Genomic DNA, 26,913 nt, shown 5'->3' with positions numbered 1-26,913 from the left:
ACCGCAGGCAGTACGTCGTGGACGGAACGCTGCTTCCCTGCTGGTCATGGGCCGGTCATCCGGAGATGTACTCGGGCAAGCACAAGACGACTGGCAAGAACGTCCAGGTCGCCAGCACGCTTGACGGACCGGCCGCGTCCGGCCCGACGGGCCCACTGGCGCTGGCGACGGTCGAGCACGAGCGGGTCCTCCCCGCGGTGAAGCACGTCGGCGAGGTGGCCAAGACCTACTTCCTCCGGCAGGCCGTGGGGGACGGCTTCGACGACGCCGCCTTCGTCGACCGTCGGGGCCGGCTCAGCGAAGGCTCGATCTGGAACCTGGCCTTCTGGGACGGCGCCGCGGTGGTGTGGCCCGTCGCCGAGATGCTGGGCGGGACCACCATGGGCGTCGCCCACCGGCAGCTGGACCGGCTGGGTGTCCCCCAGCGCTTCCAGGAGATCACGCTCGCCGACCTGACCGCCTTGGCCGGGGCCGTGGTCATGAACTCGTGGACGCCGGGTGTGGCGGTGCACCGGATCGACTCCGTGCCCGTGCCCGAGGCACCGACGTTCGTGGCGCTGCTCCACCGGGCCTACCAGGCCGAACCACTCACCGCGCCGTGACCGCCCAAGCCGGACTTCCTCCGCGCACGAGTCCCGTGCCCGACAGGTCTTGGACGGGCATCGATCGGCGACCTGGCCTGGCCGAGGTCGAGGCGCGGGGTCGCCTGCCACAGGAGGATCCGGTATGAGCACGCGCGTCGGGCCGATCTCGTCACCGCGCTCGGGGACGTCGTCGGCTGCGCCGGCCTGGTCGCCGATCCCGACCGGATGCGCGGGCATTTGACGGACTGGCGCGGGGCCTACCGGGGCGAAGCCTGATCGGCGTCGTGCGCGAGCGGGTGGGTGACCGGCTGACCGGCTTCGAGGTCATGTCCCGGAAGAGCCTCGAGTTCGTGCTCCGCCACTGCGTCGGGGCGCGCGACCCGTTTGCGCAGGAGCACCTCTGGTACGCCCTCGTCGAGCTCGGCGACCCGATGCCGGACGCCGGCGTCGACGCCGCGGCCGAGGGCGCTCTGGGTGGGCGGCGGTGTGTGGGAGTGGAAGTTCGGCGAGTGAGTCGTCGGCGCCGGGCTGAACGGGGATCTCGCGCACGGTCATCTCGCCGAGCAGAGGGCGTTCGTGGCGCGAGAATGAGCCATGGCTGCGTCCCCTGATGCCGTCGCCCGCCGGAGGAGGCGGGCGACGGTCGGCACCTCCTGATGGCGGTCGGGCCGTCGATCTTCGCCGGCGTCATCCCGTGGCTGCTGACCCGGTGGCAGGTCCGCCGCCCGGTGCCCGGTGGGTGGCCCGCCCGCCTGGCCGGCGCCGTGCTCGTCGGGAGCGGCACCGCGGTGATCGGCCACTCCTTCGTCCGGTTCGTCACCGAGGGACTGGGCACCCCGGCGCCGATCGCGCCGCCGGAGCACCTCGTGGTGGGAGGGGTCTACCGCCACGTCCGCAACCCGATGTACCTCGCCATGGCCGCCGCGGTCGCCGGGCAGGCGCTGCTGCTCGGCAGGCCGAAGCTCCTGCTGTACCCGGCGGCCATGGCCGTGCCGGTGGCGACGTTCGTGCGCCTGTGGGAGGAACCGGTGCTGGCCCGCCGGTTCGGCGCGGAGTACGAGGAGTACCGCCGCAACGTCCCCGGCTGGCGGCCGCGGCTGCGCCCGTGGCGTCCGACAGCGCCGGTCAACCCCGGTACTTGTCGATGAACAGCGCGTACCGCTCCGCGCCGATCCCCTCGCTCACGTCGGACATCCGCAGGACGGTGAGGCCGAGGTAGCCCCAGGTGTCGAACGCGTCGTGGATGTTGTCCCAGCCCGCGTCCGAGTGCACGCCGCCGGATAGCGCGTTCTCCCCCTTCAGCTCGACGCCGGCGTCGTGGGCGTACTGGCCGATCCAGCCGACGAGCGTCTTCGCCAGCGAGTACTGCGGGGCGTAGTCCTGGTCGTCCATCTCGAGCGCGGTGAAGTGCATGACGACCTGGCGGCCACGGGCGTCGACCCGGTTGGCGAGCTCGATGATCCGCTGGTAGCCGTGGCCGGTGGCGGGGGAGTCGAGGTCGACGCTGGTCTGCACGAGCCCCGTGGTGACCTCCGTGGCCCGCGGGTGGGCCGGGTTCGTCATCGTCCAGTGGATGCCGGGCACCTTGTAGCCGATCTCGGCCTCGGCGAAGTCGTGGCCGAGGGCGCGCACCACCGTCTCCAGCACGCGCTCGCCGTGGTCGACCAGCGAGCCGTTGTACCAGTCGACGAAGTCGCGGCCGTAGGTCGTGTCGCGGTAGGCGAGGCTGGTGAAGAACGCCTCGGCGTCGGCGGGCGGCCGGATCTCCTCCCGCGACGCGTACGCCGTGCCCCACGCCGCGTTGACGCCCTGCAGGGAGCGGTACTTCTTCAGCGCCGCGCGCTCGAAGTCCTCCACCGCCAGGTCCGAGTAGGCCTGCAGGCCGCCGCGGGTCGGGTAGCCGGTGCCGGTGTCGTGGGCGTTGTAGGACGGGTAGCGCAGCTCGCCGGACGGGCCGAGCGACACATTGATCTCGGTGACGGCGTCGTTGTAGCGCGGGGCGAAGTGGTCGGCGAACGCTCGGGTGAAGCCGCGGTACTCGTTCTCGACCACCTGGTCGGCCCAGCCCTGCACGGTCTCTGCGGAGTGGTTGCCCTGCTCGCTGCGGTGCTTGAGCCCGTCGGGACCCAGCCTGACGCCGCGGTGGGCGCGCTCGGCGTACTTCGGCCACAGCCATGCAGGCAGGAGGCTCGTATAGTCGTCGCCGACGTTCCCGCCGCACTGGTGGAACGACAGGATCGGGATGATGTCGAGCCCGTTCGCCGTGATCAGCTCGAACACGCGGTCGTAGTAGGACCAGTCGAACGCGTTGTCGGCCGTGCCCTCGACGTCGCCCCACCACACGTCGACGCTCACGGCGTCCACCCCGTAGCCGGCGACGGTGCGCAGGTCGGACTCGAAGTCGGCGAAGTCGGTGACCTTGAGCGGCGCCATCACGTTCGCCGTGAACTCCGGGTTGCCGGCGGCCACCGGCCCGGGTACCTCCGGTTGCGCGGCCGCGGAGCCGCCCCCCACCACCAGGCGGTCATCGCCGCCACGGCCGTCGCTACCGCTCTCCGCATCCGACACCCTCCGCTCGGGCGGGTGGTCCTCACGAGGCCACGCCGCCTACTGGAACGATCCAGGAACGGGTGCAGTGTGGCTGGCGTCACCCGATCGAGTCGACCCATGCTGCTGGGCCGGGTCGCGGTACGGACACCGCCGACCGGAGACTTGATCGGTGACCGACCGTTATCCCGCGATCGAGCCCCATGCCACCGGGATGCTGGAGGTGACCGACGGCCACCAGCTGTACTGGGAGACCGTGGGCACTCCCGACGGAACGCCCGCCGTGCTCCTGCACGGCGGTCCCGGCGGAGGCGCCTCCCCCGGCGCCCGGCGCAACTTCGACCCCGATGCCTACCGGGCCGTGCTGTTCGACCAGCGCGGGTGCGGGCGCAGCAGACCACTGGCGAGCGAGCCGGACGCCGACCTGGCCACGAACACCACCGATCACCTCGTGGCCGACATCGAGCGGCTGCGGGAGCACCTCGGCATCGACCGCTGGGTGGTCCTCGGGGTCTCCTGGGGTGTCACCCTCGCCCTGGTCTACGCCCAGCGCCACCCCGAGCGGGTGATCGCGATGGTGCTCGCGGCCGTCACCTCCGGAGAACGGCGCGAGACGGACTGGATCACGCGCGACATGGGACGGGTGTTCCCGCGCGAGTGGGAGCGCTTCGCCGACCAGGTGCCGGTCGGGGAGCGCGACGGCGACCTGGCCGCCGCCTACGCCCGGCTCCTCGCCGACCCCGATCCCGCCGTGCGCGAACACGCCGCCCTCGAGTGGTGCATCTGGGAGGACACCCACATCTCGCTGGGTCCCGACGCGATCCCGTTCCTGCAGCACCGGGATCCGACGTCCCGCATGGTCTTCGCGCGGCTCGTGACGCACTACTGGAGCAACGGCTGCTTCCTGGCCGAGCAAGAGGTCCGCGACGGCATGCCCCAGCTCGCGGACATCCCTGCGGTCCTGGTCCACGGCCGCTACGACGTCTCCGGCCCGCTCGACGTCGCATGGCGGCTGCACCGGGCGTGGCCGGGCAGCCGCCTCGTCGTCGTGGACGACGCCGGGCACGGCGGCGGGAGCTTCGGGAGTGAGATCGTCGCCGCGCTCGACTCCTTCCGGGACCTCACGTAGGACTCGGGGTCTGCGCCCGCCGACCAGGTCCGGCCTGGCAAGTGGTGGGCCGGCGCTCCCCAGCCCGACCCACCACCGGCGTCCCCTCACAGCCGGGCACGTGCTCCCCTGGCACCCGGCCGTATCACTGTCCGCTCGGGCTGCCGGTCGCCGCCATCGCGCTCCCCAGACGGTCGGGGTGTGGCCAGCACCCCCTCCGAACCGGCCAGGTGACGCGATGGGCGCACGGCCGCGCGCCGGGTGGGATGGAGCGAGCGCACCGGTGGGACCACCGGGCACGGAACGGAGGACGAGATGACGACGGCGAGCCTCGCCACCCCCGCCTGGATCATGGCGGGCCGACTGCGCAATGTGCCGGGCGTGCTCGCCGCGGGTGACGGGCGGCTGGCGTTCGTGACCGAGGACGGCCCCGTGTTCGCCGTCCCGATCGCCGAGGTCACCGACGTGCGTTGGCCTTGGCACTGGTTCGGCGGCGGGTGCAGGCTCACGGCAGCCGGCGAGCCGTACAAGATCACCTTGGTGCGGCCGAACGGGGCGCCGGACGTGTCGCCGTCGCTGCTCGACGCCGGTGCGTCGCTGCTCGCGGTGGTCACCGAGGCCGCCGTGCCCGCGCACTCCCTGCAGAGCGTGTTCGACATCCGCAGCGGCCGCGCGGCCGGCGCCGCCTGGAAGGATGCCCTCCCGGCCTGACGGGCTCAGCCGGCCGCGAGCCGGAGCAGCACCTTGCTGCTGCCGCTTCCGCGGTCGGCCGCCACGGCCATCGCCCGTGCCGCGTCCTGGATCGGGAACGTGTGGGTGACCAGCGGGGCCACGTCCAGCCCGGCGTGCAGGGCCGCGAGCGCGTCGTCGATCTCGTCGGCGAAGCGGTAGGAGCCCACCCAGGTGATCTCGCGCGTCACGAGGTCGCCGAGGACGGCCGGGGCCGGGGTTCCGGGGAGGTTCCCCACCTGCACGAGCGTTCCCCCGCGGGCGGTGGCCCGCAGCACCGCGCCGAGCGCCGCCGGGGCTCCGGAGGCCTCGAACACGAGCTCGACGTCCTCGGGGAGCGGGTCGCCTGCGGTGACGTTGCGGACCTCGTCGGCCCCCATCGCCCGCGCGACGGCCAGCGAGGAGTCGGCCACGTCGGCGGCGACCACCCGGCCGGCGCCGCGGAACCTCGCGGCCGCCACGACCAGCGACCCGATCGGGCCCGCGCCGTTGACGAGCACCTCGCGGCCGCGTACGTCGCCGGCGCGGCGGACGGCGTGCATCGCCACCGCGAGCGGCTCGGCCAGCGCCCCGTCCCGGGTGCTCACCCCGGCGGGCAGCGGCCGCACCTGCTCGGCCCGCACCGCCTTCAGCTCGCTGAAGCCGCCGTCGGTGTGCGGGTCGAGCGCTGCCGAACCGAGGTACCGCACCGTGGGGTAGAGGTTCGTGCGGCCCGCGAGCCGTTCGGGCAGGACCCCGTCCCCGACCAGCTGCGCCGGGTGGACGGTGACCGGCTGCCCGACGGCGAACCCGTCGGCGTCCGGGCCGACGCCCGCGATCCGGCCGGCCACCTCGTGGCCGAGCACCAGGGGATGTGCAAGCACCGCCGTGCCCGAGGCGCCGTGGCGCCAGTAGGACAGGTCGGAGCCGCAGATCCCGCCCCACTCGACGGCGATGAGCACCTCACCGGCGCCCGGCACCGGGTCCGGCAGCTCGTCGATCCGCAGGTCGCCCGGGCCGTGTACCACCACCGCTCTCATGCCGCGTCCTCCAGCCGGACCAGGTCGCGCCCGCGGGTCTCCGGCGACGCGAGCGCCGAGCCGAACGTGATCAGGGAGTACGCGACGAGCATCGCCGCGATCGGCCACCAGTGGCTCGTGACGGCGGTGAGGGTGGCGGCGAGCAGCGGGCCGACGGCGGTGGCGAGGATGCCGCCGATCTCCTTGGTCAGCGCGAGCTGGGTGAACCGGGTCCGGGAGCCGAAGAGCTCCGCCATCGTCACGCTCTCCAGTGCGAACAGCCCGAGCACGCCGATGTTCAGCCCGAGGACCATCGCGATGACGAGGACGGGCGTGCTGCCACCGGTGATCATGATCATCATCGGCACCGCGAACAGGGCGGTCAGCGCGGTCAGCGCGAGGTACACCGGGCGTCGTCCGAAGCGGTCGCCCAGCAGCCCGACCACCGGGATGGTCGCGAATCCGATCAGGGAGCCGTACACGATTGCGCTGGTGGCGACCGAGCGGTCCACGAGCAGCGTCGTCGCGATGTAGCCGACGAGGAAGGTCTGGACCAGACCCGAGTTGCCGGCCTGCCCGAACCTCAGCCCGAGTGCCAGGAGGAACGCCTTGCCCTTGCGCTGGCGCAGACCGGCCTCCAGGACGCTCTCGTGCTTCTCGTCGACGCGCTCCTCGCGCTCCTCGAAGACCGGGCTCTCCTTGAGGTTCCGGCGCATCCACACGGCGAAGATCATCAGGAGGAAGCTGCCGAGGAACGGCAGCCGCCACCCAGCTCAGCAGCTGCTCCTCCGACAGCACGGCGACGAGCAGGGCCCAGAGGGCCGAGGCGGCCAGCGTGCCCGAGTTGGTGCCGAGGCACACGAGCGAGGAGATCAGCCCGCGCCGACGGCCGGGCGCGTACTCGACGAGCATCACGGTGGCGCCGGCGATCTCCGCGCCCGCGCCGAAGCCCTGGACGAGGCGCAGGGCGACGAGCAGGATCGGCGCGGCCAGCCCGATCTGCTGGTAGGTCGGCAGCGCGCCGATCAGCGTGGTCGAGGCGCCCATCAGGATGATCGTCAGGTAGAGCACCTTCTTGCGGCCGATCCGGTCGCCCATCCGGCCGAAGTAGACCGCGCCCGCGAGACGGGCCACGTACCCGACGCCGTACGTCGCCATCGCGGCGATGAGGCCGACCGCGGGGTCGAACTCGGGGAAGAAGATCTCGTTGAAGACGATGGCGGCCGCCAGCGAGTACAGCTGGAAGTCCATGAACTCCATCGCGGTGCCGAGCCAGCCCGACACCGCGGCCCTGCTGAGGTCACCGGTCGTCCTGGTCGCGGCCCCCGGTGGGGCGGGGGTGCTGTTCGTCATCGTTGCTCCTTTGCGCGGTGACCGCGTGCCGGCTGTCTGCGGGTTCGGTGGGAGGGGGCGCTCCGGGCGGCGTCACCAGTCGTGGACCGAGCCGTCCAGCCTGCGGGCGACGGGCAGGTAGCGGCCTTCGTACGGGAAGCGTTCCGCCGCCTTCTCGTCGTACTCGACGCCCAGGCCCGGCGCCTCGGACGGCTGCAGGGCCCCGTCGGCGAACCGGACCCCGCTGCGAAAGACCTCCATGGTCTCGGGGGCGTGTTCCATGTACTCCTGGATCCCGAAGTTCGGCACGGCGACGTCGAGGTGGACGGCGGCGGCGAGCGTGACCGGGGACAGGTCCGTGGCCCCGTGCGAGCCGGTGCGGACCTGATGCAGCGCCGCGAGGTCGAAGATGCGGCGCAGGTGCGTGATGCCGCCCGCGTGCACGACGGTCGTGCGCACGTAGTCGATCAGTTGCTCGGTGATGAGCCGCTGCACGTCCCAGATCGAGGTCAGCGCCTCGCCGACGGCGATCGGGGTGGTGGTGTGCTGCCGGATCAGCCGGAACGCCTCCTGGTCCTCGGCCGGGGTGGGGTCCTCCATCCAGAACAGCCGGCAGTCCTCCACGCGTTTGCCGAACCGGGCCGCCTCGATGGGCGTGAGCCGGTGGTGCACGTCGTGCAGCAGGTGGAAGTCGAACCCGAAGCGGTCCCGGACGGCCTCGAGGTAGGTGGGGGCGAAGTCCAGATAGGCCTCGGTCGACCACGGCTGCTCGTCGGGCAGTGCGCTCGCCGCCGGCTCGTACACCGACCCCTTGCGGACGCCGTACGTGCCGCCGACGTCGGGGACCGCGGCCTGGGCCCGCACCGCCCGGTAGCCGAGGTCGCGGAACCGGGCGACGTCGTCGAGCAGCGACGGCACATCGGTCCCGCTCGCGTGCGCGTAGACCATGACGGCGTCGCGCGAGCGCCCGCCGAGGAGCTGGTACACCGGCAGCCCGGCGACCTTGCCCTTGATGTCCCACAGCGCGGTGTCGACCGCCGCGATCGCCGTCATCGTCACCGGCCCGCGCCGCCAGTAGGCCCCGCGGTAGAAGTACTGCCAGGTGTCCTCGATGCGTGCGGGGTCCCGCCCGACGAGCAGCGGGACGACGTGCTCGCGCAGGTAGGCGGCCACCGCCAGCTCCCGGCCGTTGAGCGTCGCGTCGCCGAGGCCGGTGACGCCGTCGGACGTGGTGATCCGCAGCGTGACGAAGTTGCGGCCGGGGGAGGCGACGAAGACCTCGGCCCTCTCGATGGTGCTCACGGACCCACTTCCTCGGGCGATCGTACTGGTGTGGCAGTCCTGGTATACAAGCATCGGTCGCGAAGCGCGTCAAGGCGCTGGAGGCATGCGGATGCGGCGTGCGGCCTGGTCAGAGCACCGCGGTGCGGCTGCCCGGGTCGACTACGGTGGAGGAATGGCCGCCCCCCGCCCGCAGCGGACGAACCGCCGCACCGTCTACGAGGCGCTGCGGCGCAAGGTGCTGACGCTCGAGCTGCCGCCGGGGACCGCCCTGTCGGAGAACGAGCTCGCCGCGTCACTCGGGGTGAGCCGCACACCGGTGCGGGAGAGCCTCATCCTCCTCGCCCAGGAGGGCCTCGTTCAGGTCTTCCCGCAGGTGGGCTCGTTCGTCTCCCGCGTCGATCCGCAGCGGGTCGCCGACGCCCAGTTCCTGCGCGAGGCCGTCGAGCTGGCCGCGCTCGACGACATTCCCGCGGAGCCGGACCCCGACGTCGTCGGCCGGCTGCGCGCCAACCTCGACCGCCAGCTCTCCCCCGACATCGACGTGGAGGAGTTCTTCGCCCTCGACGAGGCGTTCCACCACGGGCTGCTGGAGCTCAGCGGGCACGCGAGCGCGTGGCCGACCGTCGTGTCGGCGAAGGGGCACCTCGACCGCGCACGGCGCCTCGGGCTCTCCGAGACGGACCCGGACGTGTTCGTGCACCAGCACGTCGAGATCTTCGAGGCCGTCGTCGGCGGGGACACCGCGCTCGCCAGGGGCATCATGCGCAAGCACCTCCGCGCGGTCTTCGAGGACATCGAGCAGGTCCGCCTGCGCTCGCCGGAGCTCTTCGCCGCGAACACCGGAGCGGCCCCGGTCCGGCGCAACGTCGTGGTCTGGGAATGAGCGAGCTTGCGAGCGAATCATCAATACAGCGCCCGCGCGAAGCGCCGGCCGAGCGCCAGCGAGGCCGAGCGATGAGCGAGCTTGCGAGCGAATCATCAACACAGCGCCTGCGCTCGGTCGCGGTCAGTACGCCACGGTGAACCGGGTCCGCCGGTGCCGGGCCTGCTCGGCCTCGTCGACCAGCGCCACTGCAAGGTCCTCCACCGAGATCGCCGAGCTGCCCTCCGCGTCGACGAGCAGCTCGTCGGTGCCCAGCCGGTAGCGGCCGGTGCGCTCGCCGGGCTCGAGCAGCGCGGGCGGGCTCAGGTAGGTCCAGTCGACCGCGGTCTCGGCGCGGCAGACCGCGAGCTGCTCGGCGCAGGCCAGCGCGATGGGGCGGTACTCGGGCGAGAGGAACCGCGGGTCGTCGACGACGGTGGTACCGCCCGTTCCGGGCACCGTCAGCGTGGCGGCGCCGCCGACGACGATCAGGCGTGTCCCGCTCCCGGCGAGGCCGGCCAGCAGCGCCTTGGTGGTCGTAGGGAGCGCGCTCTCGCCGCCCGTCACCGGGCGGGTCGCGCTGATGACGACGTCGTGGTCGGCGCCCAGCCCGGCGACGTCCTCGACGTTCCCGGCATCGCCGCTGCGGGCGCGAGCGGCGGGATCGAGCTCGGGGAACCGCGCCGGGTCGCGCACCACCGCGGTGACCTGGTGGCCCCGCGACAGCGCCTCGGCGACCACGCGGCTGCCGACGCTGCCCGCGGCGCCGATCACGGCGATCCGGAGGGTCGTGGGGGTCGTCGTGGTCATCGCGGGCTCCGTCGGGTGAGGCGGCGGATGAGCCGGCGTGCGGTGTCGGGGGTGAGCTGTGCGGCGGCGACCGCGGTCAGGGCGAGTGCGATGCCCAGGGTCTGGGCGGGGGTGAGGGACTGGCCCAGCGCGAGCCAGCCCAGGACGGTGGCCACGGCGGGCGAGAGCAGCGGGAGGAACGACAGCGCGGCCACCGGCAGCCGAGCCACACCGTGGAACCACAGGGCGTAGGCCAGCAGGGTGCCCACGATCGCCAGCCACGCGTATCCGGCGAGCGCCGGGACGTCCAGCGCCGGCGGCGGCCCCTCGACGGCGAGGGCGACCGGCGCGAGCACGAGGCCGCCCGCGGTGAGCTGCCAGCCGGTGAAGGTGACCACTCCGACCGGGCGGCCCCACCGCTTGGTGAGCACGATCCCGGCCGCCATCGCCGCTGTGCCGGCGAGGCCGGCCAGGATGCCGACGAGATCCAACGCGAGCTGCCCGCGCAGCACCATCAGCCCGACGCCCGCCGTTCCGGCCAGGCCCCAGCCGAGGCGCCAGCGCGTCGGGCGGTCCCCGAGCAGTGCGAACGCGAGCGCGGCGACCGCGAGCGGCTGCACTGCACCCAAGGTGGCTGCCACGCCACCGGGCAGCCGGTAGGCCGCCACGAACAGCAGCGCGAAGAACGCCCCGATGTTCAGCGTGCCCAGGACGGCCGAGCGCCACCACCATGAGCCGCGGGGCAGCGTGCGGGTGACCGCGAGCGCGGCCAGGCCCACCGGGAGCGCCCGGATCACCCCGGAGAGCAGTGGTCGATCCGGGGGGAGGTACTCCGTCGTCACCAGGTACGTGGTGCCCCAGGCCACCGGCGCCAGTGCGGTCAGGGCGGTGATTGTCCAGACCGCGCTGCGGACCTCGCGCGGCGCGGCCGCCTCACGAACCAGAACCATCGTCGCTCCTCAGTGTTGAACTATTCAATATTAAGACGAGTAGGACGCTAGCGCTCCTGCTACTGTTCGTCAAACAGTTCAACGTTGAGGAGTCCCGTGGCTGACCACGTCGACCGCGTGCTGGAGCAGTGGGCCGCCGAGCGACCGGACGTCGACGCCGCGCCCATGGGCGTCGTCGGTCGCATCCAGCGGACCGCCCGGTTGCTCGAGCGCGGGCTGCGCGACCACTTCGCCGCTCACGACCTGCAGACCTGGGAGTTCGACATCCTGGCGACGCTGCGCCGGTCGGGGCATCCGTACCAGCTGACCGCCGGTGGGCTCGTCGAGTCCGCGATGGTCACCTCCGGCGCCATCACCAACCGGATCGACCGGCTGGTCGCCCGCGAGCTGGTGACCAGGGAGACCGACCCCGGCAACCGCCGGTCCGTGCTGATCACCCTCACCGAGCGGGGTCGCCAGCTCGTCGACGAGGTCGTCGTCTGCCACGTCGAGAACGAGGCGCGGATGCTGTCGCCGCTCGCCGCGCCCGATCAGGAGCAGCTCGCCGGCCTCCTGCGCACACTGCTCGTGGGCCTCGGGGACGAGTCCGTCGACGCGGCGTGAGGCCCGTCCCACCGCGTGCAGGGATTCCCGTCATGGATCCGAAAGGATTACCTCGCGGGCGCCCGAGTGGCCGACATCACCGGCGGGTACCTGGCGGAGGTGCGGCGAGCAGACAACGGCAGCGAAGCCCCGGGGGAACACCTCTGCGAACCCGGTGGGAACCCAGGACCGGCTGATCGGTGACCCGGACATGGTCGACGAGCACGCGTCCGACGGGAGCGCCCCGTCCCGTTTCGTGCACGAGGCGGCGATCTACGACTCCGACGAGGCCTTCCTCGGAGTCGCCGTGCCGTTCCTGCGGGACGGTGTGCTGGCGGGCGTGCCGACCCTGCTCAGCATCGGTGCCCGGCAGCACCGGCTCGTGCGGGAGGCGCTGGGCGACGTCGCCGGCGTGACCGTGCTCGACGACCGGTACGCCCAGCCGTTCACGGCGTTGCAGCTCAACCACGAGATGTTCCGCGAGTACGTCGCGGCGGGGGTGCGGCAGGTCCGGATCCTCGGCGAGGTGCCGCATCCGGGGACGGGTGCGCCGTGGGACGGCTGGGTCCGCTACGAGGCCGCGATCAACCACCTCTTCGCCGCGTTCCCCGTGTGGGCGATCTGCCCCTACGACCTGCGCAACACGCCCCCCGACGTGCTCGTTGACGTCACTCGCACCCACGACAGGCTCGCGAGCGCCGACGGGGGCCACCGCGCCAACCCGGACTACGCCGAGCCCGCCGAGTTCCTTGCCGAGCGGGTCCGCCGCGAGGTCGACCCGCTCGAACGCACCCGGCCCGACCTGGACCTGGTGGACGCGTCCCCGGCAGCGGCCCGGCGCGCGGTCGCGCAGCTGGGTCGCTCCACCGAGGTCCCCGCGAGCCGGGTGGAGGACCTCGTGGTCGCGGTGAACGAGGTGGTCACCAACGCCATCGTCCACGGGCGGCCCCCGGTGGTGCTCCGCGCGTGGGGCGTGCCGGACCGCGTCGTGGTCGCAGTGCGCGACCAGGGCGCCGGGCCGGCCGATCCCTACGCCGGCCTCCTCCCGGACACGAGCGCCGGCGTGCCGGAACGCCACGGGCTGTGGATGGCCCACCAGCTCTGCAGCCGGGTGAGTCTGACCAGGGCGTCGGACGGTTTCACCGTGCGGCTGGTCGCGGGTACCCCGCGGCCGATGACCAGCGGCGCCTGACGGCGGCACCCGAGCGCGCCTACCGTCGCTCGCATGGACGCAACCGTCGTGCTGCGTGAGCGGTTCCCGGTGGACGACGCGGTGCTGTCGGCGCTGCACGCCGCAGCGTTCGGCGGGACCGACGGGCGGCAGCGGTGGGCGCAGCGGCTGGACGGGCACAGCCTGACGTGGGTGGGCGCGTTCGAGGGCGAGCGCCTCGTCGGCTTCGCGAACGTGGCCTGGGACGGCGGGGTGCACGCGTTCCTGGTCGACGTGATGGTCGAGCCGGAGCGGCAGGGCTGCGGCCTCGGCGCCGCAGTGGTCGCCGAGGCCGTACGGCTCGCGGCAGCGGCCGGATGCGCGTGGCTGCACGTCGACTTCGTGGCCGACCTCGCCCCGTTCTACCTCGGCCGCTGCGGGTTCTCCCCGACCGCGGGCGGTCTGATCGCGCTGCGCTGAGCGCCAGGCCGGACCCCGAGCACCGGTGTCGTCAGCCCTTCGCCGAGCAGGTCGTCGAGCATGCCCTTGCGCACGTCGGCCACCAGGTCGGCGAGCTGGCCGAGGCTCATGTGGATGCGCTGCCCGAAGTCGTCGGTGATCACCACCCGCTTGTCGTCCGGCGCCGCGTCGTCGATGAACAGCTCCGGGCATCCGCAGTTGCACTGGCCGCAGAACGTGGCGATGTGGCGCATGGCGAACCTCTCGACGGAAACGGGCGGTCGTGCACCGGGTCGGCCCCGCCGGGCCGCGGGTTCCGCGCCGACGGCAGGATCGCCCGATCGGGTGCGAGGATCTCGGGAGGCGTGCGATGGCGGACGGTGGCGTGGCGGTGGTGACCGGGGCGGGCTCGGGCATCGGGAGAGTGGTCGCCGAGGCCCTGCTCGGCGCGGGGTACCGCGTGGCGCTGGCCGGGCGGCGCCGGGAGGCGTTGGCCGGGACGGCCGCGGGGCACGACGACGCGCTGGTCGCCCCGACCGACGTCGGCGACCCGGCGTCGGTGGAGGCACTGTTCCGCACCGTCCGGGACGCGTGGGGCCGGGTCGACCTGCTGTTCAACAACGCCGGGACGTTCGGCCGCGGGGGTCTGCCCGACGAGGTGTCGGACGAGGACTGGCGCACGTGCGTGGACGTCAACCTCACCGGTGCGTTCCTCTGCGCCCGCGCGGCGTTCGCGATGATGCGGGCACAGGAACCCGGCGGCGGCCGGATCGTCAACAACGGTTCGGTCTCCGCGCACGCTCCGCGGCCCGGCAGCATCGCCTACACGGCGACCAAGCATGCCGTCACCGGCCTGACGAAGTCGCTCTCGCTCGACGGCAGGCCGTACGGGATCGCGTGCGGGCAGATCGACATCGGCAACGCCGCCACCGACATGACCGCCGGGATCGCTCGCGGCGCGCGCCAGGCGGACGGGAGCGTGCGACCGGAACCGACGTTCGACGCGGCCCACGTCGCCGAGGCGGTGCTGTTCATGGCCGGGCTGCCGCTGGACGCGAACGTGCAGTTCCTGACGGTGACCGCCACCGCCATGCCGTTCATCGGACGCGGGTGATCGAACAGCCGTTCGGCTCATCCACCGCGTTGTCCACACGTGTGGACAGTTCAGGTTTCCGTGTCGAACCGGCTGCGGATCTGCGCGCTGCTCGACGCCCTGGAGCAGGCGGAGTTCAGCCTGGTCCAGGAGCGGCTCGGGTTCAGCGCGTCGGTGCTGAGCAAGCACGTGAGCGTGCTCGGGGACGCCGGCTAGGTCGCGCAGCGCCGCGCCGTCCGCGACACGCGGCAGCGGGTCTGGGCTGTCCCTGACCGAGTCCGGACGTGCCGCGTACCGCGATCACGTCGCGGCGCTGCGCGAGCTGTTGGGCGAGTCGCCCGGGCGGTGAGGGGCGCCGGCGCAGGCCTCCGCCGTGGCGCGGACCAGCTCGCCGGCCCGGTCGATCGCACCCTGCAGCTGCCCGGGTTCGGTACCGAGCGAGCCCAGGACGTGCCGGGCTCGGTCGCCGAACCGCGGCGGGGCCCCGGGGAGCCGGGCGGCAGCCGTGACCAGCCAGCGCCCGGCGCTCCCGTGCAGGGCGTGCGCGCAGATCGTGACCACCCGGAACAGGCAGCCCGCGACGTAGGTGGTGTCGGCCCGTGACATCGCCTTGCGGGCGAGGTCGAGCAGGAAGTCGGCCTCCCAGAGCCCGGCGACCAGCGCGTCGCCGAGGGCGTCCGGATAGTCCTGCAGCTCGGCGCGGAGCGCGGTCAGCGTCCCGTCCGGGTCGGCCAGGACGACGCCGAGTGCGACCTCGCCCGCGTACGCGAAGTCCGGAACACCCAGCGGGTGCCCGACCTGCTGATGGAAGTCGTAGCGGCTGTCCCGGGCGGCGGCCCACGACGAGCGCACGCGCGCGAGGTCGCGGTAGATCCAGTCGACCGCGGTCCCGTCGATCCGCAGCCAGCCGCCGCCGTCGACCCACGGTCCCCACTCGCCGCGCCCGGTGACGCGGGCGCCGGGGCCTGCGACGTCCCTGGCGAGCGCGCCGAGGGCGTCCACGTCGAGGTCGTCCTGGTAGTAGAGGCCGAGATCGACATCGGAGTCGGCCGCATGGTCACCGCGGGCCCGGCTGCCGCCGAGCATGACGCCGACGACCCCGGGCACGCGGACCAGGCGACCGGCGAGCTGCCGCAGCGTCGGTTCGTCCACGTGAGCAGTGTCCCGTCAGGCAGGGGTGCCACGCGTGGCGGCGACGGGGGCCGCGGTGTCCCCCGCGGGCACCGGCACCGTCGCCGCGGGTGCCGCCGCTGCGCTCCGGCGGGCCACCAGCGCGCCCATCACCGCGGCGACGAGGCAGGCGACCGCGCCGAGCGCGAGCCCGGCCCGCCCGCCGAAGTGCTGGCTCACGGCGCCCGCGATCGGGCCGCCGATCGGCGTCGAGCCGAGGAACGCCACGGCCCACAGGGCCATCACGCGGCCGCGCATGTGCGGGGCCGAGGCGAGCTGCAGGGTGCTGTTGCCCGTGGACAGGAACGCCACGCTCGCCGCGCCGACCAGGCCCATCGCGACGATCGCCACGGGCAGCGTGGGGGCGAGGGCCGCGGCCAGCATCGACACCCCGAACGCGGTGACGGCGCCGACGAGCGACCACAGTCCGGTGCGGCCGCGGGCCGCGACGAACAGCCCGCCCGCCACGGCGCCGACGCCCATCGCGGCCGTCAGGAAGCCGTAGGTGCGGGCGTCACCGCCGAACGTGTCGCTCGCGACCACGGGGAGCACCACCTGGAACTCGTACGCGAGGCATCCGACGAGCGCCATCATCAACAGCGGCACCGCCAGCTCGGGGGTCCGGCGGACGTAGGCCAGGCCCTCGCGCAGCTGGCCCGGCGCGCGTGGCGTCGGGACCGACGGGCGCAGCGCGCCGACGTCGAGCCGGGCCAGGGACACGACGACGGCGACGAAGCTCGCCGCGTTGAGCAGGAAGCACACGCCGAGCCCGCCGGTGGCGATGACGATGCCGGCGATGGCCGGGCCGACCGCCCGCGCGACGTTGACCAGCACCGAGTTGAGGCTCACCGCGTTGCGCAGGTTGTCGGAACCGACCATCTCCAGGATGAACGCCTGCCGGGCCGGGTTCTCGAAGCAGCTGTTGAGGCCGAGCAGGAACGCGAGCGCGTAGACCTGCCACAGCTGGACGACCCCGGTGATCGTCAGCACGGCGAGCAGCAGCGCGAGCACACCCATCGCCGACTGCAGGCCGATCATGAGCCGGCGCTTGTCCAGCCGGTCGGCGACCACGCCGGCGTACGGGCCGAGCACGAGCGTCGGCAGCGTCTGCAGCGCGACGACCACACCGAGCGCGGTGGGCGAGCCGGTGAGCTCCAGCACCAGCCAGGACTGGGCGATCGTCTGCATCCAGGTGCCGACGAGCGACACGGACTGACCGAGGAAGTAGCGGCGGAAGTTGAGGTTGGCGAGGGCGGCGAAGGTCTGCTTGCGCAGTGCGTCGAGCGGGGCGAGCGCGCGCTCGCCGATCAGTGTCATGAGCTCTCCGTGGATCGGTTCTCCGGCTGTTCGGCGAGGCACTCGAGGGCGGGCAGCGCGGCGAGCAGCTCCGCGGCGTGGGCCTCGGGCATCGCGGTGAGCCGGGCGGTCAGCAGCTGGGTGCGTTCGGTGCGCAGGCGCCGGTGCTCGGCGGCCCCCGCGTCGGTCACCTCGACGAGCGCCGCCCGGCCGTCGGCGGGGTCGGGGCGGCGCCGCAGCAGGCCGGCGTCCTCCAGCTTCGCGACGATCCGCGAGAGCATCGTGGGGTTGACGCCCTCGATCTCCGCCAGCTCGCTGATCCGCACGGGGCCGAGCCGCGCGACGGTGCCGAGCACGGACGTCTGCGTGCGGGTGAGCGAGTCGCCGCGGGACTGCCGGTCGAGCATGCGCGAGATGCGGGCGAGCGCGATCCGGAGCCGGGCGACGTCCTCGGCGTCGAACGCGTCGGACATGCCGGCCTCCCGAGATAATTGCCTGCCAATAGGCAAGTATACGCCCGAGGATGTGGGAGCGCTCGTGGGCGGGGGACCCGGGTTGCAGCAAAGCCACTTTCACGCAACGTGGTTGCCTGAAAGTGGCTTTGCTGCAAGGGGGAGCCGCGTCAGCCCCGGCCGTGGCCCCGCTTGCCGCGCACCGGCTCGGTGAGCAGCAGGTCGTTGCGCATCGCCTCGTAGGCGGGCTTGGCCTGCAGGTTCTCGTCGAGGAAGAGCGCGGCGCCCTGGCCCTCGAAGGTGTTGGGCACCCACGAGTACTTGTCGGTGAAGCCCCAGCTGGTGAACGAGATGCAGCTGCGCTCGGCCAGGCAGCTCGACAGCAGCACGCTGAACACGTTGGCCTGGGCCTGCAGCTTCGTGCCGTCCACCGGCAGCTGCATGCGCACGTCCGCCTCGGTCACCGCGGTGACGAGGCCGAGCGCGGCGAACCGCTGAATGTTCTCGCGCATCGTGGTGGGCGCGTAGTTCGCGGAGTGGTGCGCCTGCATCCCGAACCCGTCGATCGGCACGCCCGTGGCGACGAAGTCCTTGATCAGCGCGTACGCCTCGTTGCTCTTCCGGTTGACGTCCTCGGCCGAGTAGTCGTTGTAGAACAGCGTGGCCTTGGGGTCGGCCTCGTGGGCCCAGCGGAAGGCGTCGGCGATGTAGCCAGGACCGAGTTTGCGCAGGAAGATGCTGTCGCGCAGGCCGCCGGTGTCGGAGAACGCCTCGTTGACCACGTCCCACTCGGCGATGCGGCCCTTGTAGCGGCCCACCACGGTCTGGATGTGGTTGCGGACGATCTCCCGGAACTCCTCGGTGCTGATCGAGGCCTCGTTCTCGGTGAGCCAGTCCGGGAGCTGGCTGTGCCAGATCAGGACGTGGCCGCGCACCTGCTGGCCGTTGGCCTCGGCGGTCTCGACGAGCCGGTCGGCGGCCGCCCAGTCGTACTGCCCGCGCTCGGGCTCGAGTGACTCCCACTTCATCACGTTCTCCGCCGTGACGGAGGAGAACTCGGTGGTGATGTCCTCACGGTAGGCCGCGTCGCTGGTCAGGGCCGCGTCGTCGGCCGCGGTGCCGATCGGCAGCCGGTGCCGGTCGGCGAGCTGGCGCAGGCTCGCGTCGGTCCGGTGGCTCGTGTCGGCCTCGTGGGGCGGCGCGGCCGCGGCGACGCCGGGTGCGGCCAGCACGGCCCCCAGGACGATGGCCGGAACGGCGAGGCGGAGGCCACGTCGTCGTGGTCTGAGCATGGGGCTTCCTCTCGATGCAGAGGGAGGGTGAGCAGCCCGTCGACGGCATGCTGCGGATACGGCGCCCGATCGGGTGTGACCGCGATCGCAGGGCGTGCCGACTCTCGCACAGCTACTTGCGACATCACAAGCAGCAATATTTCCGAAAGTATCGGAACGCTACGCCTTCGCGGGGCCTGTGCTCTCCCGCACCACGAGGGAGGTGGCGAGCTCCACGCGCGGCGCCGGTCCTGTAGGGACGCTCTCGTCGTCGGAGTCGGCGGCGAGCACGAGCCGCACGGCCTCGCCCGCCATCCGGGCGAGCGGCTGGCGTACGGTGGTGAGCTGCGGGCTCATGTGCTCGCAGAAGGCGATGTCGTCGAAGCCGACGACGCTCAGGTCGTCCGGGATCCGCAGGCCGAGGCTCGCGGCCACCTGGTAGACGCCGACGGCCTGCATGTCCGATCCGGCGAAGATCGCGGTGGGTGGGTCGGACAGCGCGAGCATCGCCTCGGCCCCGCGCCTGCCGCCCGCCGGCCGGAAATCCCCGAAGTGCACGAGGTCCTCGTCGACGGGGATGCCCGCTCGGCCGAGCGCGGCCCGGTAGCCCTCCACCCGCTCCTGGCTGCAGGTCAGGCGGGGTCTGCCGGACACCACGCCGATCCGTCGGTGGCCGAGCGTGACCAGGTGCTCGACCGCGCTGAGCGCGCCCGCCCAGTTCGTGGCTCCGACGGTGGCGAAGGCCGGGTCGCTGCCGCCGACCGGGTCGAGGAGCGCGACCGGGGTGTGCAGGGCCGCCAGTTGCTCGACGGCCTCCGGCAGGGGCTCGTTCACCACGAGGACCAGGCCGTCGGAGCGCCGGGCGGTCAGCCGGTCCAGCCACTGCCGGTCACCCGCCGGCCCGCCCTCGGTGGAGGTGAGGACGATCTGGCACCCCGCCCGTCTGGCCTCGGCCTCGGCGCCGCGCAGCACCTCGACGACCCACGGGGAGTCGAGGTTGTCGAGCACGACGTCGACGAGGCCTGCGCGGCTGCGCGCAGCAGGCTTGCGGCGCTGGTAGCCGCGGTCGGCCATCGCCTGCTGCACCCGCTTGCGGGTGGCTTCGGCGACGTCGGCGCGGCCGTTGAGCACCTTGGAGACCGTCGGGACGGACACGCCCGCGTGCTCGGCGATCTCGGCGATCGTCACGCGGCTGCTGGGCCTGGGCAGGGGTCCTCCCGGGGTTCGGCGACGTCCGACGAATGCTAGCGAAACTTTCTCAGTGGGGTCACCGGGGCGTATCAGCCGAATCTCCGCCTTGACGTCCGTCGCCACTGGTCATACGGTCGCATCCACTTCCGCAAGTCTCGGAAAGTTTCGGACCGAACTCAAGGGAGAGAGTCCGATGAAGCGACGGTCCTTCCTGCGCGCCGCTCTGGCGGCGGGCACCTTTGCCGTCACCGCGGGCAGCACCGCGGCGTGTGGCACCTCCGGTCCGGGCGGAGCGCCCGGGGCTTCCGGGGCGCTGCAGTTGTGGACCCTCGGGTCCCCCGGCCAGAACGAGCTGCTCCAGGAGGCGGTCGACGCCTTCGTCGCGGCAGGCCGTCCCGAGATCGAGATCAGCACCTACGTCAACGATCCGTACAAGGCGAAGCTCCAGACAGCTGTCGGCTCGCCGAATGCCCCGGACATCTTCTACAGCTGGGGCGGCGGCAACCTCGCCGGATACGTCGAGGCGGGCCAGGTCGTGGACCTGACCCCGGCGCTGGACGCCCAGCCGGCGACCCGCGACCGCTTCATCCCGAGCATTCTCGAGGTCGGCAGCCTGGACGGGCGCGTGTACGGGTTGCCCATGGCCGGCACCTCACCGGTGTCGTTCTTCTACAACACCGCCGCGTTCGCCACCGCCGGCATCGAGCGGTTCCCGCGAAGTTGGTCGGAGTTCCTGGCCGCGGTCGAGGCGCTGAAGGCCGCGGGAATCCAGCCGATCGCGCTCGCGGGCTCGCAGGCCTGGACCGAGATGATGTACGTCGAGTACTTCCTCGACCGGATCGGCGGGCCGGAGAAGTTCCGAGCCGTGCTCGCCGGGAGCCCGGGCGCCTGGCAGGACCCGGCGATGACCGAGGCGATGACCTACGTGCGGCAGCTGGTCGACGTCGGGGCCTTCGGCACGAACTTCGCCGCGGTGAACTACGACAACCAGGGCACGCTGGCGCTGGTGAGCTCCGGCCGCGCGGCCATGGAGCTGCAGGGGCGTGGCAGATGCCCAACCTCAACGACTACTTCCCCGACTTCGTGGCGAGCGGCGACCTCGGCTGGGCGCCGTTCCCCGGCATCGAGGGCGGAGCCGGCGACCCGCGGAACGTGGTGGGGAGCCCGAGCAACTACTACTCGGCGACGACGCAGTCCGCCGACGTCACCGCCGCTGCCGACTTCCTGCTCACCCAGCTGGCGAATGACCTGTACGTCGACGGGCTGATCGCCACCGGCCAGGTGCCACCGCTCACCGGCCTGGAGGAGCGGGTCGCGGTCGGCGAGTTCGCGGAGTTCAACAGCTACACCTACGACCAGGTGCTGCAGGCCCCCGCCTTCACCCAGCAGTGGGACCAGGCGCTGCCGGCCGACCAGGCGCAGACCCTGCTCACCGCCATCCAGCAGGTCTTCAACGGGCAGCTGACCCCGCAGGAGTTCGGCGACGCCATGGCCGCCGCCACCTGATGCCGCCCCGACCACGGACCCACCCCCACCGTTCCACGCTCGAGGGAGAGCTCATGTCACCCTGGTCCCGCGCCCGCTCGGCGCTCACCGCCGGAGCCGTCGCGCTGACGCTCACGGCCGCCGCGGCATGCGGCACGGCAGGCCCCGCAGGCGCGGGCGGCGGCTCAGGCGAGCTGGCCCTGTGGACGCTCGAGAACGAGGGCATCAACGCGGTGCAGCAGGCCGCGGTCGACGCGTTCAACCAGGGCGAGGGCGCCGACATCGAGCTGAGCACCTACGTCAACGACCCATACAAGGCCGCCCTGCAGACGGCGATCGGCTCGCCCAACGCGTCCGACATCTTCTACAACTGGGGCGGCGGCAACCTGCAGGGCTACGTCGACGCGGGCCAGGTCGCAGACCTGACCGCGGCGCTGGACGCGAACCCCGAGGTCCGCGACGCGTTCCTGCCCAGCGTGCTCGACGTCGGCACGATCGACGGCCAGGTCTACGGCATCCCGATGCAGGGCGTGCAGCCCGTGTCGTTCTTCTACAACAAGGACGTCTTCGCCGCGGCCGGCATCGCGGAGTTCCCGAGGACGTGGACCGAGTTCCTCGACGTGATCGAGCGGCTCAAGGCCGCCGGCATCCAGCCGATCGCGCTCGCGGGCTCGCAGCCGTGGACCGAGCTGATGTACCTGGAGTACCTGCTCGACCGCGTCGGCGGCCCGGAGAAGTTCCAGGCCATCGTCGACGGCACGCCCGGCGCGTGGAGCGACCCGGCGGTCGTCACGTCGCTGCAGATGATCCGCGAGCTCGTCGACCGCGGTGCGTTCGGCACCAACTTCGCGGCCGTGAACTACGACAACCAGGGCTCCCAGGCGCTGCTCACCAGCGGCCGTGCGGCGATGGAGCTGATGGGGTCGTGGGAGGTCACGAGCCTCAACGACAACTTCCCCGACTTCCTCGAGGCGGGCACGCTCGGCTGGGCCGACTTCCCGGCCGTCGAGAGCGGCACCGGCAACCCGGCCAACATCGTCGGCAACCCGAGCAACTTCTACTCCGTCACCTCGAGCTCCTCGGACGTCGACGCGGCCACCCGCTTCCTCATGGAGCACATGACCAGCGACGCCTACGTCCAGGGCATGATCGACGTCGGGCAGGTGCCCGCGATCGAGGGTCTGGAGGAGGAGGTCGCGGTCGGCGAGTTCGCCGACTTCAACTCCTACGTCTACGAGACGGTGCAGAACGCGCCCACGTTCACCCAGTCCTGGGACCAGGCGCTGCCCGCCGACGTCGCACAGGCGATGCTGACCAACCTCTCGCAGGTCTTCCTCGGCCAGATCACCCCGGAGGAGTTCGGGGCGGCCATGGAGGCGTCGGCGCAGTGACGGCGAAGTCGACGCGCGCCGCAGGCGTCGAGGCGGGGCGCCCGGGCATCGCCTGGGCCGCCCCGGCCCTGCTGTTCTTCGGCTTCTTCGCCCTGGTGCCGATGCTGGCGGTGGTCTACCTCAGCTTCACCTCCTACGACGGGTTGAACCCGCCGCAGTGGGTCGGGCTGCAGAACTGGCTCGCCCTCGCCGGCGACTCGGTGTTCCTCGACTCGCTGCGGCTGTCGGGCACGCTCACCGTGCTGTCCTGGGCGGTGCAGACCGCGATCGCGCTGCCGCTGGGGGTCTACCTCGCCGGCCCGGGGCGCAGCCGTGCGGTGCTGGCGGCGATCTTCTTCGTCCCGCTGTTGATGTCCGGGGCCGCGATCGCCGTGCTCTGGCGCACCCTGTTCGACCCGAACTTCGGCCTGGCGAGCGTGCTGGGCCCGCTGGTCGGGGTGGACGACGGCAACTTCATCGGCGACGAGTCGCTCGCGTTCTACTCGGCGCTGTTCGTCATCTCATGGCAGTTCATGCCGTTCCACACGCTGCTGTACCAGGCCGCGACGCGCGCGATCCCGGAGTCGCTGTACGAGGCGGCGACGCTGGACGGTGCGAACCGGTGGCGGCAGTTCCGGTCGGTGACGGTGCCGCAGCTGCGCGACACGATCATCACCTCAAGCGTGCTGATGATCGTCGGGTCGCTCACCTACTTCGAGGTGGTGCTGATCCTCACCGGCGGCGGCCCGGGCACCGCGACGCGGATCCTGCCGCTGCACATGTACCTGGAGGGCTTCCGCAGCTTCCAGATGGGCTATGCCAGCGCGCTCGCCGTGGTGCTGCTGGTGATCGGGACGGTGCTGTCGCTCGTGATCACCCGGGTCACCGGCTACCGGAGGATGACCAGCCAGCGGGAGGGCATGTGACCGCCACCGTGACCACGCCCCGGGAAGCGCCCGGGGCAGGCGCGCCGCTGCAGCAGCGCCGTCGCCGGTCCGTCACCCACAAGTCCCCCAACATCCTGGGCGGCATCGGGGCGGGCGTCTGGCTGGTGATCGTCGGTGTGCCGCTGTACTTCCTCGCGGTCACCAGCATCCGGATCTCCAGCGGCTACCTCGCCGACGGGCCGATGGCGCCGCCGACGAATGTCACCGGCGAGAACTACGTCGAGGTGCTGACCTCGGAGTTCCCGCGGTACTTCGTCAACAACGTGCTCGTCACCGTTGCCTGCGTCGCGATCGTGCTGGTGCTGGCGCTCCCGGCGGCGTACGCGATCGTGCGCAGCCGCAGCAGGCTGGTGTCCACGGGCTTCTCCGTGATGCTGCTCGGCCTCGCCGTCCCGAACCAGGCGGTGATCGTCCCGCTGTACCTGATGATCACCCAGATGCGGCTGTACGACAGCCTGCTCGCGATCATCCTGCCCACGGCGGCGTTCGCGCTGCCGCTGTCGATCGTCGTGCTCACCTCCAGCCTCCGGGACGTGCCGAAGGAGCTCTACGAGGCCATCACGATCGACGGTGCCGGGGCGGGGCGTGCGCTGTTCTCGCTGGTGCTGCCGCTGTCCCGGCCAGGGCTCGCGACGGTGGGCATCTTCACCGCGCTGCAGGCGTGGAACGGGTTCCTGTTCCCACTGGTGCTCACCCAGGACGCCTCGGTCCGCGTGCTGACCCTGGGCCTGTGGGACTTCCAGGGTCAGTACGGCACGAATGTCCCACTGGTGACGGCGGCGGTGACCCTGTCGCTCGTCCCCCTCCTGGTGGTCTACCTGCTGGGCCGCCGCTACCTGCTCGCCGGCCTCACCGCAGGCGCCGGCAAGTGATCCGCACTCGTTCGATCCCCATTGGCGAAAGGAACCCATGAGCACGGACGTGTCTCCCCGCACCACAGCGGGTGACGACCCCCGGGTCGCCGAGCTTCTCGCGCGCATGACCCTGGAGGAGAAGCTCGCCCAGCTGGTCGGGTTGTGGGAGGGGCGTGGCGGCTCCGGTGAGGGCGGCGACGTGGCTCCGATGCAGGACGCGATGCAGCAGGAGGAGAGCGAGTTCGCCGCCTTCGCCCGGCACGGCCTGGGCCAGCTGACCCGCCCGTTCGGCACCGCCCCCGTGGATCCGGCCGAGGGCGCGCTCGCGCTCGCGGCCAAGCAGCGCTGGCTCGTCGACAGCACCCGCCTGGGCATCCCCGCGCTCGTCCACGAGGAGTGCCTCACCGGGCTCGCCGCGTGGAAGGCGACGACGTTCCCCGCGCCGCTGTCCTGGGGCGCGAGCTTCGACCCGGGGCTCGTGGAGGCGATTGGTGCCGCGATCGGCGCGTCGATGCGCTCGCTGGGCGTGCACCAGGGCCTCGCGCCGGTGCTCGACGTGGTCCGCGACGCCCGCTGGGGTCGTGTCGAGGAGTGCATCTCCGAGGACCCCTATGTCGTCGGCACGGTCGCCACGGCGTACGTCCGCGGCGTGCAGTCCACGGGCGTGGTGGCCACGCTCAAGCATTTCGTCGGCTACTCGAACTCCCGCGCCGGGCGCAACCTGGCTCCCGTGCACGCGGGGCCGCGCGAGGTCGCCGACGTCCTGCTCCCCCCGTTCGAGATGGCCGTGCTCGACGGCGGCGTCGGGTCGGTGATGAACTCCTACGCGGAGGTCGACGGGCTCCCCGTGGCGGCGGACGCCGGGCTGCTGACGGCACTGCTGCGCGACCGCTGGGGCTTCGAGGGCACGGTCGTGGCCGACTACTTCTCGGTTGCGTTCCTCACGACGCTGCACGGTGTGGCCGCCGACCTCGGGGATGCCGGCGCGCAGGCGCTCACGGCCGGAATCGACGTCGAGCTGCCCACCGGCAACGCCTACCTCGGCCCGCTGGCCGAGCGGGTGCGGTCGGGCGAGCTGCCCGAGGACGTCGTCGACCGCGCGGTCCGCCGAGTGCTGGCGCAGAAGGCGCGGCTCGGGCTGCTCGACGCCGCGTTCGGGGACGTGGACACCGAGCGCATCGACCTCGATCCGCCCGCGCACCGGCAGCTCGCGGCCCGGCTCGCGGAGGAGTCGGTGGTGCTGCTCGGCAACGACGGCACGCTGCCGCTCGACGCCGGCGCCCTCGGCCGGGTGGCCGTGGTGGGCCCGAACGCGGACGACACCTCCGCGCTGTTCGGGTGCTACAGCTTCGCCAACCACGTGCTGTCTCAGCATCCGGGCGTCGAGCTGGGACTCGACGTTGCGACCACGCTCGAGGCGCTGCGGACCGAGCTGCCCGGCGTCGAGCTGGTGCACGCCCGCGGCGCCGACGTCGACAGCGCCGACACCAGCGGGTTCACCGCCGCCGTCGAGGCCGCGCGGGACGCGCAGGTGTGCGTGGCGGTCGTCGGCGACCGCGCCGACCTGTTCGGCCGCGGCACCTCCGGGGAGGGCTGCGACGCCGAGTCCCTGGAGCTGCCCGGCGTGCAGCGCGCGCTCGTCGAGGCACTGCTGGACACCGGCACCCCCGTGGTGCTCGTGCTCCTCACCGGCCGGCCGTACGCCGTCGGCTGGGCGCTGGAGCGCTGCGCCGCCGTCGTCCAGGCGTTCTTCCCCGGGCAGGAGGGCGCGGCGGCGACCGCCGGCGTGCTGTCCGGGCGGGTGAACCCGTCCGGGCGGCTGCCGGTGAGCCTGCCGCGTTCCGTCGGCGTGCAGCCCTACAGCTACCTGCACCCGAAGCTCGGCGGCGCCAGCTCGGTGAGCAACATCGACACCGCCCCGGTGCGCCCGTTCGGGCACGGGCTGTCCTACACGTCCTTCGCGCACAGCGACCTGCGGCTCGCGACGGACCACGTGCCCACCGACGGCGCGATCGTGGCCACCTGCCGGGTGACGAACACCGGTGACCGGTCGGGTGCGGACGTCGTCCAGCTCTACGGCAGGGACGTGGTCGCCTCGGTGACCCGGCCGGTGGTGCAGCTGCTCGGCTACGCGCGGGTCGAGCTGGCCGCCGGTGAGTCCGCCGAGGTGACCTTCGACGTGCCGACGCACCGCCTGGCGTTCAGCGACCGGCGCATGGTCCGCGTGGTGGAGCCGGGGACGGTCGAGCTGTTCGTGGGGACGAGCTGTGCCGACCCGGTGCTCACCGCGACGGTGGAGCTGACCGGTCCCGTGCACGAGGTGAGCACGGCGGACCGGCGGGTGGTGGACACGGAGATCACCCGGTCCTGAGCCGCCCCGTACTGGCAGGAAAGCCACGTTCCTGACGTT

29 protein-coding genes and 1 pseudogene are annotated in these 26,913 nt (G+C 72.5%); 17 read left to right on the top strand and 13 right to left on the bottom strand.

Annotation, left to right across the window (positions count from 1 at the left end; translation table 11 throughout):
- Together KME75_RS03580 and KME75_RS03575 are read left to right on the top strand one after the other, a co-directional pair.
- Positions 1-602: aminotransferase class IV (locus KME75_RS03580; RefSeq protein WP_219413063.1), on the top strand; the 602-nt coding region annotated here is incomplete at its 5' end.
- A gap of 638 nt (positions 603-1,240) precedes the next feature.
- Positions 1,241-1,732 carry a methyltransferase family protein gene (locus KME75_RS03575; protein ID WP_219413062.1) on the top strand — a complete coding sequence of 164 codons (492 nt, stop codon included), beginning with the start codon at positions 1,241-1,243 and terminating at the stop codon, positions 1,730-1,732.
- Here KME75_RS03575 and KME75_RS03570 read toward each other — a convergent pair.
- The gene (locus KME75_RS03570) at positions 1,710-3,101 is read right to left on the bottom strand and encodes a family 14 glycosylhydrolase (RefSeq protein ID WP_219413061.1); all 1,392 of its coding nucleotides are present in this window, start codon (positions 3,099-3,101) and stop codon (positions 1,710-1,712) included. The two genes, KME75_RS03575 and KME75_RS03570, sit on opposite strands and share 23 nt — an antisense overlap.
- 202 nt (positions 3,102-3,303) lie before the next feature.
- Between KME75_RS03570 and pip the strand changes: the two genes are divergently transcribed.
- Together pip and KME75_RS03560 are read left to right on the top strand one after the other, a co-directional pair.
- Positions 3,304-4,260, top strand: a complete 957-nt coding sequence (pip, locus tag KME75_RS03565) for a prolyl aminopeptidase (RefSeq protein ID WP_219413060.1) — start codon at positions 3,304-3,306, stop codon at positions 4,258-4,260.
- Between the two features lie 294 nt (positions 4,261-4,554).
- A complete protein-coding gene (locus KME75_RS03560; protein WP_219413059.1) occupies positions 4,555-4,950 on the top strand; it encodes a hypothetical protein in 396 nt (131 codons plus the stop codon).
- Between the two features lie 5 nt (positions 4,951-4,955).
- Here KME75_RS03560 and KME75_RS03555 read toward each other — a convergent pair whose 3' ends face one another.
- The 3 genes and pseudogenes from KME75_RS03555 to KME75_RS44715 form a co-directional block, all read right to left on the bottom strand.
- Positions 4,956-5,987 (bottom strand): L-idonate 5-dehydrogenase, encoded by a 1,032-nt coding sequence (locus KME75_RS03555; RefSeq protein ID WP_219413058.1) that lies wholly within the window; start codon positions 5,985-5,987, stop codon positions 4,956-4,958.
- A complete protein-coding gene (locus KME75_RS44720) occupies positions 5,984-6,700 on the bottom strand; it encodes an MFS transporter (RefSeq protein WP_281424388.1) in 717 nt (238 codons plus the stop codon). The genes KME75_RS03555 and KME75_RS44720 overlap by 4 nt, the downstream gene beginning before the upstream one ends.
- 100 nt (positions 6,701-6,800) lie before the next feature.
- Positions 6,801-7,217, bottom strand: a pseudogene (locus tag KME75_RS44715) (MFS transporter); the annotation flags it as partial.
- On the opposite strand from KME75_RS44715, the gene KME75_RS44710 reads away from it, so the two are divergent.
- On the top strand, positions 7,132-7,440 hold the full coding sequence (locus tag KME75_RS44710; RefSeq protein WP_281424387.1) for a hypothetical protein: 309 nt from the start codon (positions 7,132-7,134) through the stop codon (positions 7,438-7,440). The pseudogene KME75_RS44715 and the gene KME75_RS44710 sit on opposite strands and share 86 nt — an antisense overlap.
- Here the strand turns inward: KME75_RS44710 and manD are convergent.
- Positions 7,392-8,600, bottom strand: coding sequence for a D-mannonate dehydratase ManD (gene manD / locus KME75_RS03545; RefSeq protein ID WP_308282527.1), 1,209 nt, complete (start codon positions 8,598-8,600; stop codon positions 7,392-7,394). The two genes, KME75_RS44710 and manD, sit on opposite strands and share 49 nt — an antisense overlap.
- 154 nt (positions 8,601-8,754) lie before the next feature.
- Between manD and KME75_RS03540 the strand changes: the two genes are divergently transcribed.
- Positions 8,755-9,465 carry a GntR family transcriptional regulator gene (locus KME75_RS03540; RefSeq protein ID WP_219413056.1) on the top strand — a complete coding sequence of 237 codons (711 nt, stop codon included), beginning with the start codon at positions 8,755-8,757 and terminating at the stop codon, positions 9,463-9,465.
- 123 nt (positions 9,466-9,588) lie between these two features.
- Here the strand turns inward: KME75_RS03540 and KME75_RS03535 are convergent, their stop codons facing one another.
- Together KME75_RS03535 and KME75_RS03530 are read right to left on the bottom strand one after the other, a co-directional pair.
- Complete coding sequence (locus tag KME75_RS03535; RefSeq protein ID WP_219413055.1) at positions 9,589-10,254, bottom strand: NAD(P)-dependent oxidoreductase; 666 nt, start codon at positions 10,252-10,254, stop codon at positions 9,589-9,591.
- On the bottom strand, positions 10,251-11,183 hold the full coding sequence (locus KME75_RS03530; protein WP_219413054.1) for an EamA family transporter: 933 nt from the start codon (positions 11,181-11,183) through the stop codon (positions 10,251-10,253). Before KME75_RS03530 ends, KME75_RS03535 begins: the two co-directional genes overlap by 4 nt.
- 96 nt (positions 11,184-11,279) lie before the next feature.
- Between KME75_RS03530 and KME75_RS03525 the strand changes: the two genes are divergently transcribed.
- The 3 genes from KME75_RS03525 (at position 11,280) to KME75_RS03515 (ending at position 13,395) form a co-directional block, all read left to right on the top strand.
- Complete coding sequence (locus KME75_RS03525) at positions 11,280-11,786, top strand: MarR family winged helix-turn-helix transcriptional regulator (protein ID WP_219413053.1); 507 nt, start codon at positions 11,280-11,282, stop codon at positions 11,784-11,786.
- Between the two features lie 154 nt (positions 11,787-11,940).
- Entirely contained in the window at positions 11,941-12,957 is a 1,017-nt protein-coding gene (locus tag KME75_RS44705; protein ID WP_219413052.1) for an anti-sigma factor RsbA family regulatory protein, read from the top strand.
- A 33-nt stretch (positions 12,958-12,990) separates the two neighbouring features.
- Positions 12,991-13,395 (top strand): GNAT family N-acetyltransferase, encoded by a 405-nt coding sequence (locus KME75_RS03515; RefSeq protein WP_219413051.1) that lies wholly within the window; start codon positions 12,991-12,993, stop codon positions 13,393-13,395.
- Here the strand turns inward: KME75_RS03515 and KME75_RS45580 are convergent.
- Positions 13,338-13,628, bottom strand: a complete 291-nt coding sequence (locus KME75_RS45580) for a hypothetical protein (protein ID WP_308282526.1) — start codon at positions 13,626-13,628, stop codon at positions 13,338-13,340. The two genes, KME75_RS03515 and KME75_RS45580, sit on opposite strands and share 58 nt — an antisense overlap.
- A 116-nt stretch (positions 13,629-13,744) precedes the next feature.
- Between KME75_RS45580 and KME75_RS03505 the strand changes: the two genes are divergently transcribed.
- Together KME75_RS03505 and KME75_RS03500 are read left to right on the top strand one after the other, a co-directional pair.
- Positions 13,745-14,488 (top strand): SDR family oxidoreductase, encoded by a 744-nt coding sequence (locus KME75_RS03505; RefSeq protein WP_219413050.1) that lies wholly within the window; start codon positions 13,745-13,747, stop codon positions 14,486-14,488.
- Positions 14,489-14,548: 60 nt separating this feature from the next.
- Positions 14,549-14,683: a helix-turn-helix domain-containing protein gene (locus KME75_RS03500; protein ID WP_219413049.1), complete on the top strand. Its 135-nt coding sequence runs from the start codon at positions 14,549-14,551 to the stop codon at positions 14,681-14,683.
- Positions 14,684-14,767: 84 nt separating this feature from the next.
- Here the strand turns inward: KME75_RS03500 and KME75_RS03495 are convergent, their stop codons facing one another.
- The 5 genes from KME75_RS03495 to KME75_RS03475 form a co-directional block, all read right to left on the bottom strand.
- Positions 14,768-15,619 (bottom strand): nucleotidyltransferase domain-containing protein, encoded by an 852-nt coding sequence (locus KME75_RS03495; RefSeq protein ID WP_219413048.1) that lies wholly within the window; start codon positions 15,617-15,619, stop codon positions 14,768-14,770.
- Between the two features lie 15 nt (positions 15,620-15,634).
- Positions 15,635-16,954, bottom strand: coding sequence for an MFS transporter (locus KME75_RS03490; RefSeq protein WP_219413047.1), 1,320 nt, complete (start codon positions 16,952-16,954; stop codon positions 15,635-15,637).
- Positions 16,951-17,406: a MarR family winged helix-turn-helix transcriptional regulator gene (locus tag KME75_RS03485; protein WP_219413046.1), complete on the bottom strand. Its 456-nt coding sequence runs from the start codon at positions 17,404-17,406 to the stop codon at positions 16,951-16,953. Before KME75_RS03485 ends, KME75_RS03490 begins: the two co-directional genes overlap by 4 nt.
- 149 nt (positions 17,407-17,555) lie before the next feature.
- Positions 17,556-18,677 (bottom strand): endo-1,4-beta-xylanase, encoded by a 1,122-nt coding sequence (locus KME75_RS03480; protein ID WP_219413045.1) that lies wholly within the window; start codon positions 18,675-18,677, stop codon positions 17,556-17,558.
- A gap of 159 nt (positions 18,678-18,836) precedes the next feature.
- Positions 18,837-19,844: a LacI family DNA-binding transcriptional regulator gene (locus KME75_RS03475; RefSeq protein ID WP_308282525.1), complete on the bottom strand. Its 1,008-nt coding sequence runs from the start codon at positions 19,842-19,844 to the stop codon at positions 18,837-18,839.
- Positions 19,845-20,040: 196 nt separating this feature from the next.
- Between KME75_RS03475 and KME75_RS03470 the strand changes: the two genes are divergently transcribed.
- From KME75_RS03470 to KME75_RS03445, 6 genes are read left to right on the top strand one after another with little or no spacing between them, the layout of a single operon-like run.
- The gene (locus tag KME75_RS03470; RefSeq protein WP_219413044.1) at positions 20,041-21,114 is read left to right on the top strand and encodes an extracellular solute-binding protein; all 1,074 of its coding nucleotides are present in this window, start codon (positions 20,041-20,043) and stop codon (positions 21,112-21,114) included.
- Positions 21,003-21,353 carry a hypothetical protein gene (locus KME75_RS03465; RefSeq protein WP_219413043.1) on the top strand — a complete coding sequence of 117 codons (351 nt, stop codon included), beginning with the start codon at positions 21,003-21,005 and terminating at the stop codon, positions 21,351-21,353. Before KME75_RS03470 ends, KME75_RS03465 begins: the two co-directional genes overlap by 112 nt.
- A gap of 53 nt (positions 21,354-21,406) precedes the next feature.
- A complete protein-coding gene (locus tag KME75_RS03460) occupies positions 21,407-22,723 on the top strand; it encodes an extracellular solute-binding protein (RefSeq protein WP_219413042.1) in 1,317 nt (438 codons plus the stop codon).
- Positions 22,720-23,628, top strand: a complete 909-nt coding sequence (locus KME75_RS03455; protein ID WP_308282524.1) for a carbohydrate ABC transporter permease — start codon at positions 22,720-22,722, stop codon at positions 23,626-23,628. The genes KME75_RS03460 and KME75_RS03455 overlap by 4 nt, the downstream gene beginning before the upstream one ends.
- Positions 23,625-24,521 (top strand): carbohydrate ABC transporter permease, encoded by an 897-nt coding sequence (locus KME75_RS03450; RefSeq protein ID WP_308282523.1) that lies wholly within the window; start codon positions 23,625-23,627, stop codon positions 24,519-24,521. The genes KME75_RS03455 and KME75_RS03450 overlap by 4 nt, the downstream gene beginning before the upstream one ends.
- Before the next feature lie 37 nt (positions 24,522-24,558).
- Entirely contained in the window at positions 24,559-26,874 is a 2,316-nt protein-coding gene (locus KME75_RS03445; protein ID WP_219413041.1) for a beta-xylosidase/alpha-l-arabinosidase, read from the top strand.
- Positions 26,875-26,913 lie beyond the last annotated feature (39 nt).

Origin of the sequence: Pseudonocardia nigra, assembly GCF_019396355.1 — a bacterium.
GTDB lineage: Bacteria > Actinomycetota > Actinomycetes > Mycobacteriales > Pseudonocardiaceae > Pseudonocardia > Pseudonocardia nigra.
The sequence above is the reverse complement of the archived record's forward strand: the minus strand, read 5'-3'. Positions and strand labels throughout refer to the sequence as shown.

Excerpts from the sequence above, each read along its gene's own strand:
- KME75_RS03490 (WP_219413047.1), bottom strand. The coding sequence starts at position 16,954 with ATGACACTGATCGGCGAGCGCGCGCTCGCCCCGCTCGACGCACTGCGC.
- KME75_RS03555 (WP_219413058.1), bottom strand. The coding sequence starts at position 5,987 with ATGAGAGCGGTGGTGGTACACGGCCCGGGCGACCTGCGGATCGACGAG.
- KME75_RS03445 (WP_219413041.1), top strand. The coding sequence starts at position 24,559 with ATGAGCACGGACGTGTCTCCCCGCACCACAGCGGGTGACGACCCCCGG.
- KME75_RS03560 (WP_219413059.1), top strand. The coding sequence starts at position 4,555 with ATGACGACGGCGAGCCTCGCCACCCCCGCCTGGATCATGGCGGGCCGA.
- KME75_RS03460 (WP_219413042.1), top strand. The coding sequence starts at position 21,407 with ATGTCACCCTGGTCCCGCGCCCGCTCGGCGCTCACCGCCGGAGCCGTC.
- KME75_RS03540 (WP_219413056.1), top strand. The coding sequence starts at position 8,755 with ATGGCCGCCCCCCGCCCGCAGCGGACGAACCGCCGCACCGTCTACGAG.
- KME75_RS03480 (WP_219413045.1), bottom strand. The coding sequence starts at position 18,677 with ATGCTCAGACCACGACGACGTGGCCTCCGCCTCGCCGTTCCGGCCATC.
- KME75_RS03470 (WP_219413044.1), top strand. The coding sequence starts at position 20,041 with ATGAAGCGACGGTCCTTCCTGCGCGCCGCTCTGGCGGCGGGCACCTTT.
- KME75_RS44720 (WP_281424388.1), bottom strand. The coding sequence starts at position 6,700 with ATGATCTTCGCCGTGTGGATGCGCCGGAACCTCAAGGAGAGCCCGGTC.
- KME75_RS03530 (WP_219413054.1), bottom strand. The coding sequence starts at position 11,183 with ATGGTTCTGGTTCGTGAGGCGGCCGCGCCGCGCGAGGTCCGCAGCGCG.
- KME75_RS45580 (WP_308282526.1), bottom strand. The coding sequence starts at position 13,628 with ATGCGCCACATCGCCACGTTCTGCGGCCAGTGCAACTGCGGATGCCCG.
- KME75_RS03575 (WP_219413062.1), top strand. The coding sequence starts at position 1,241 with ATGGCGGTCGGGCCGTCGATCTTCGCCGGCGTCATCCCGTGGCTGCTG.
- KME75_RS03485 (WP_219413046.1), bottom strand. The coding sequence starts at position 17,406 with ATGTCCGACGCGTTCGACGCCGAGGACGTCGCCCGGCTCCGGATCGCG.
- KME75_RS03515 (WP_219413051.1), top strand. The coding sequence starts at position 12,991 with ATGGACGCAACCGTCGTGCTGCGTGAGCGGTTCCCGGTGGACGACGCG.
- KME75_RS44710 (WP_281424387.1), top strand. The coding sequence starts at position 7,132 with ATGAGGCCGACCGCGGGGTCGAACTCGGGGAAGAAGATCTCGTTGAAG.
- KME75_RS03535 (WP_219413055.1), bottom strand. The coding sequence starts at position 10,254 with ATGACCACGACGACCCCCACGACCCTCCGGATCGCCGTGATCGGCGCC.
- KME75_RS03505 (WP_219413050.1), top strand. The coding sequence starts at position 13,745 with ATGGCGGACGGTGGCGTGGCGGTGGTGACCGGGGCGGGCTCGGGCATC.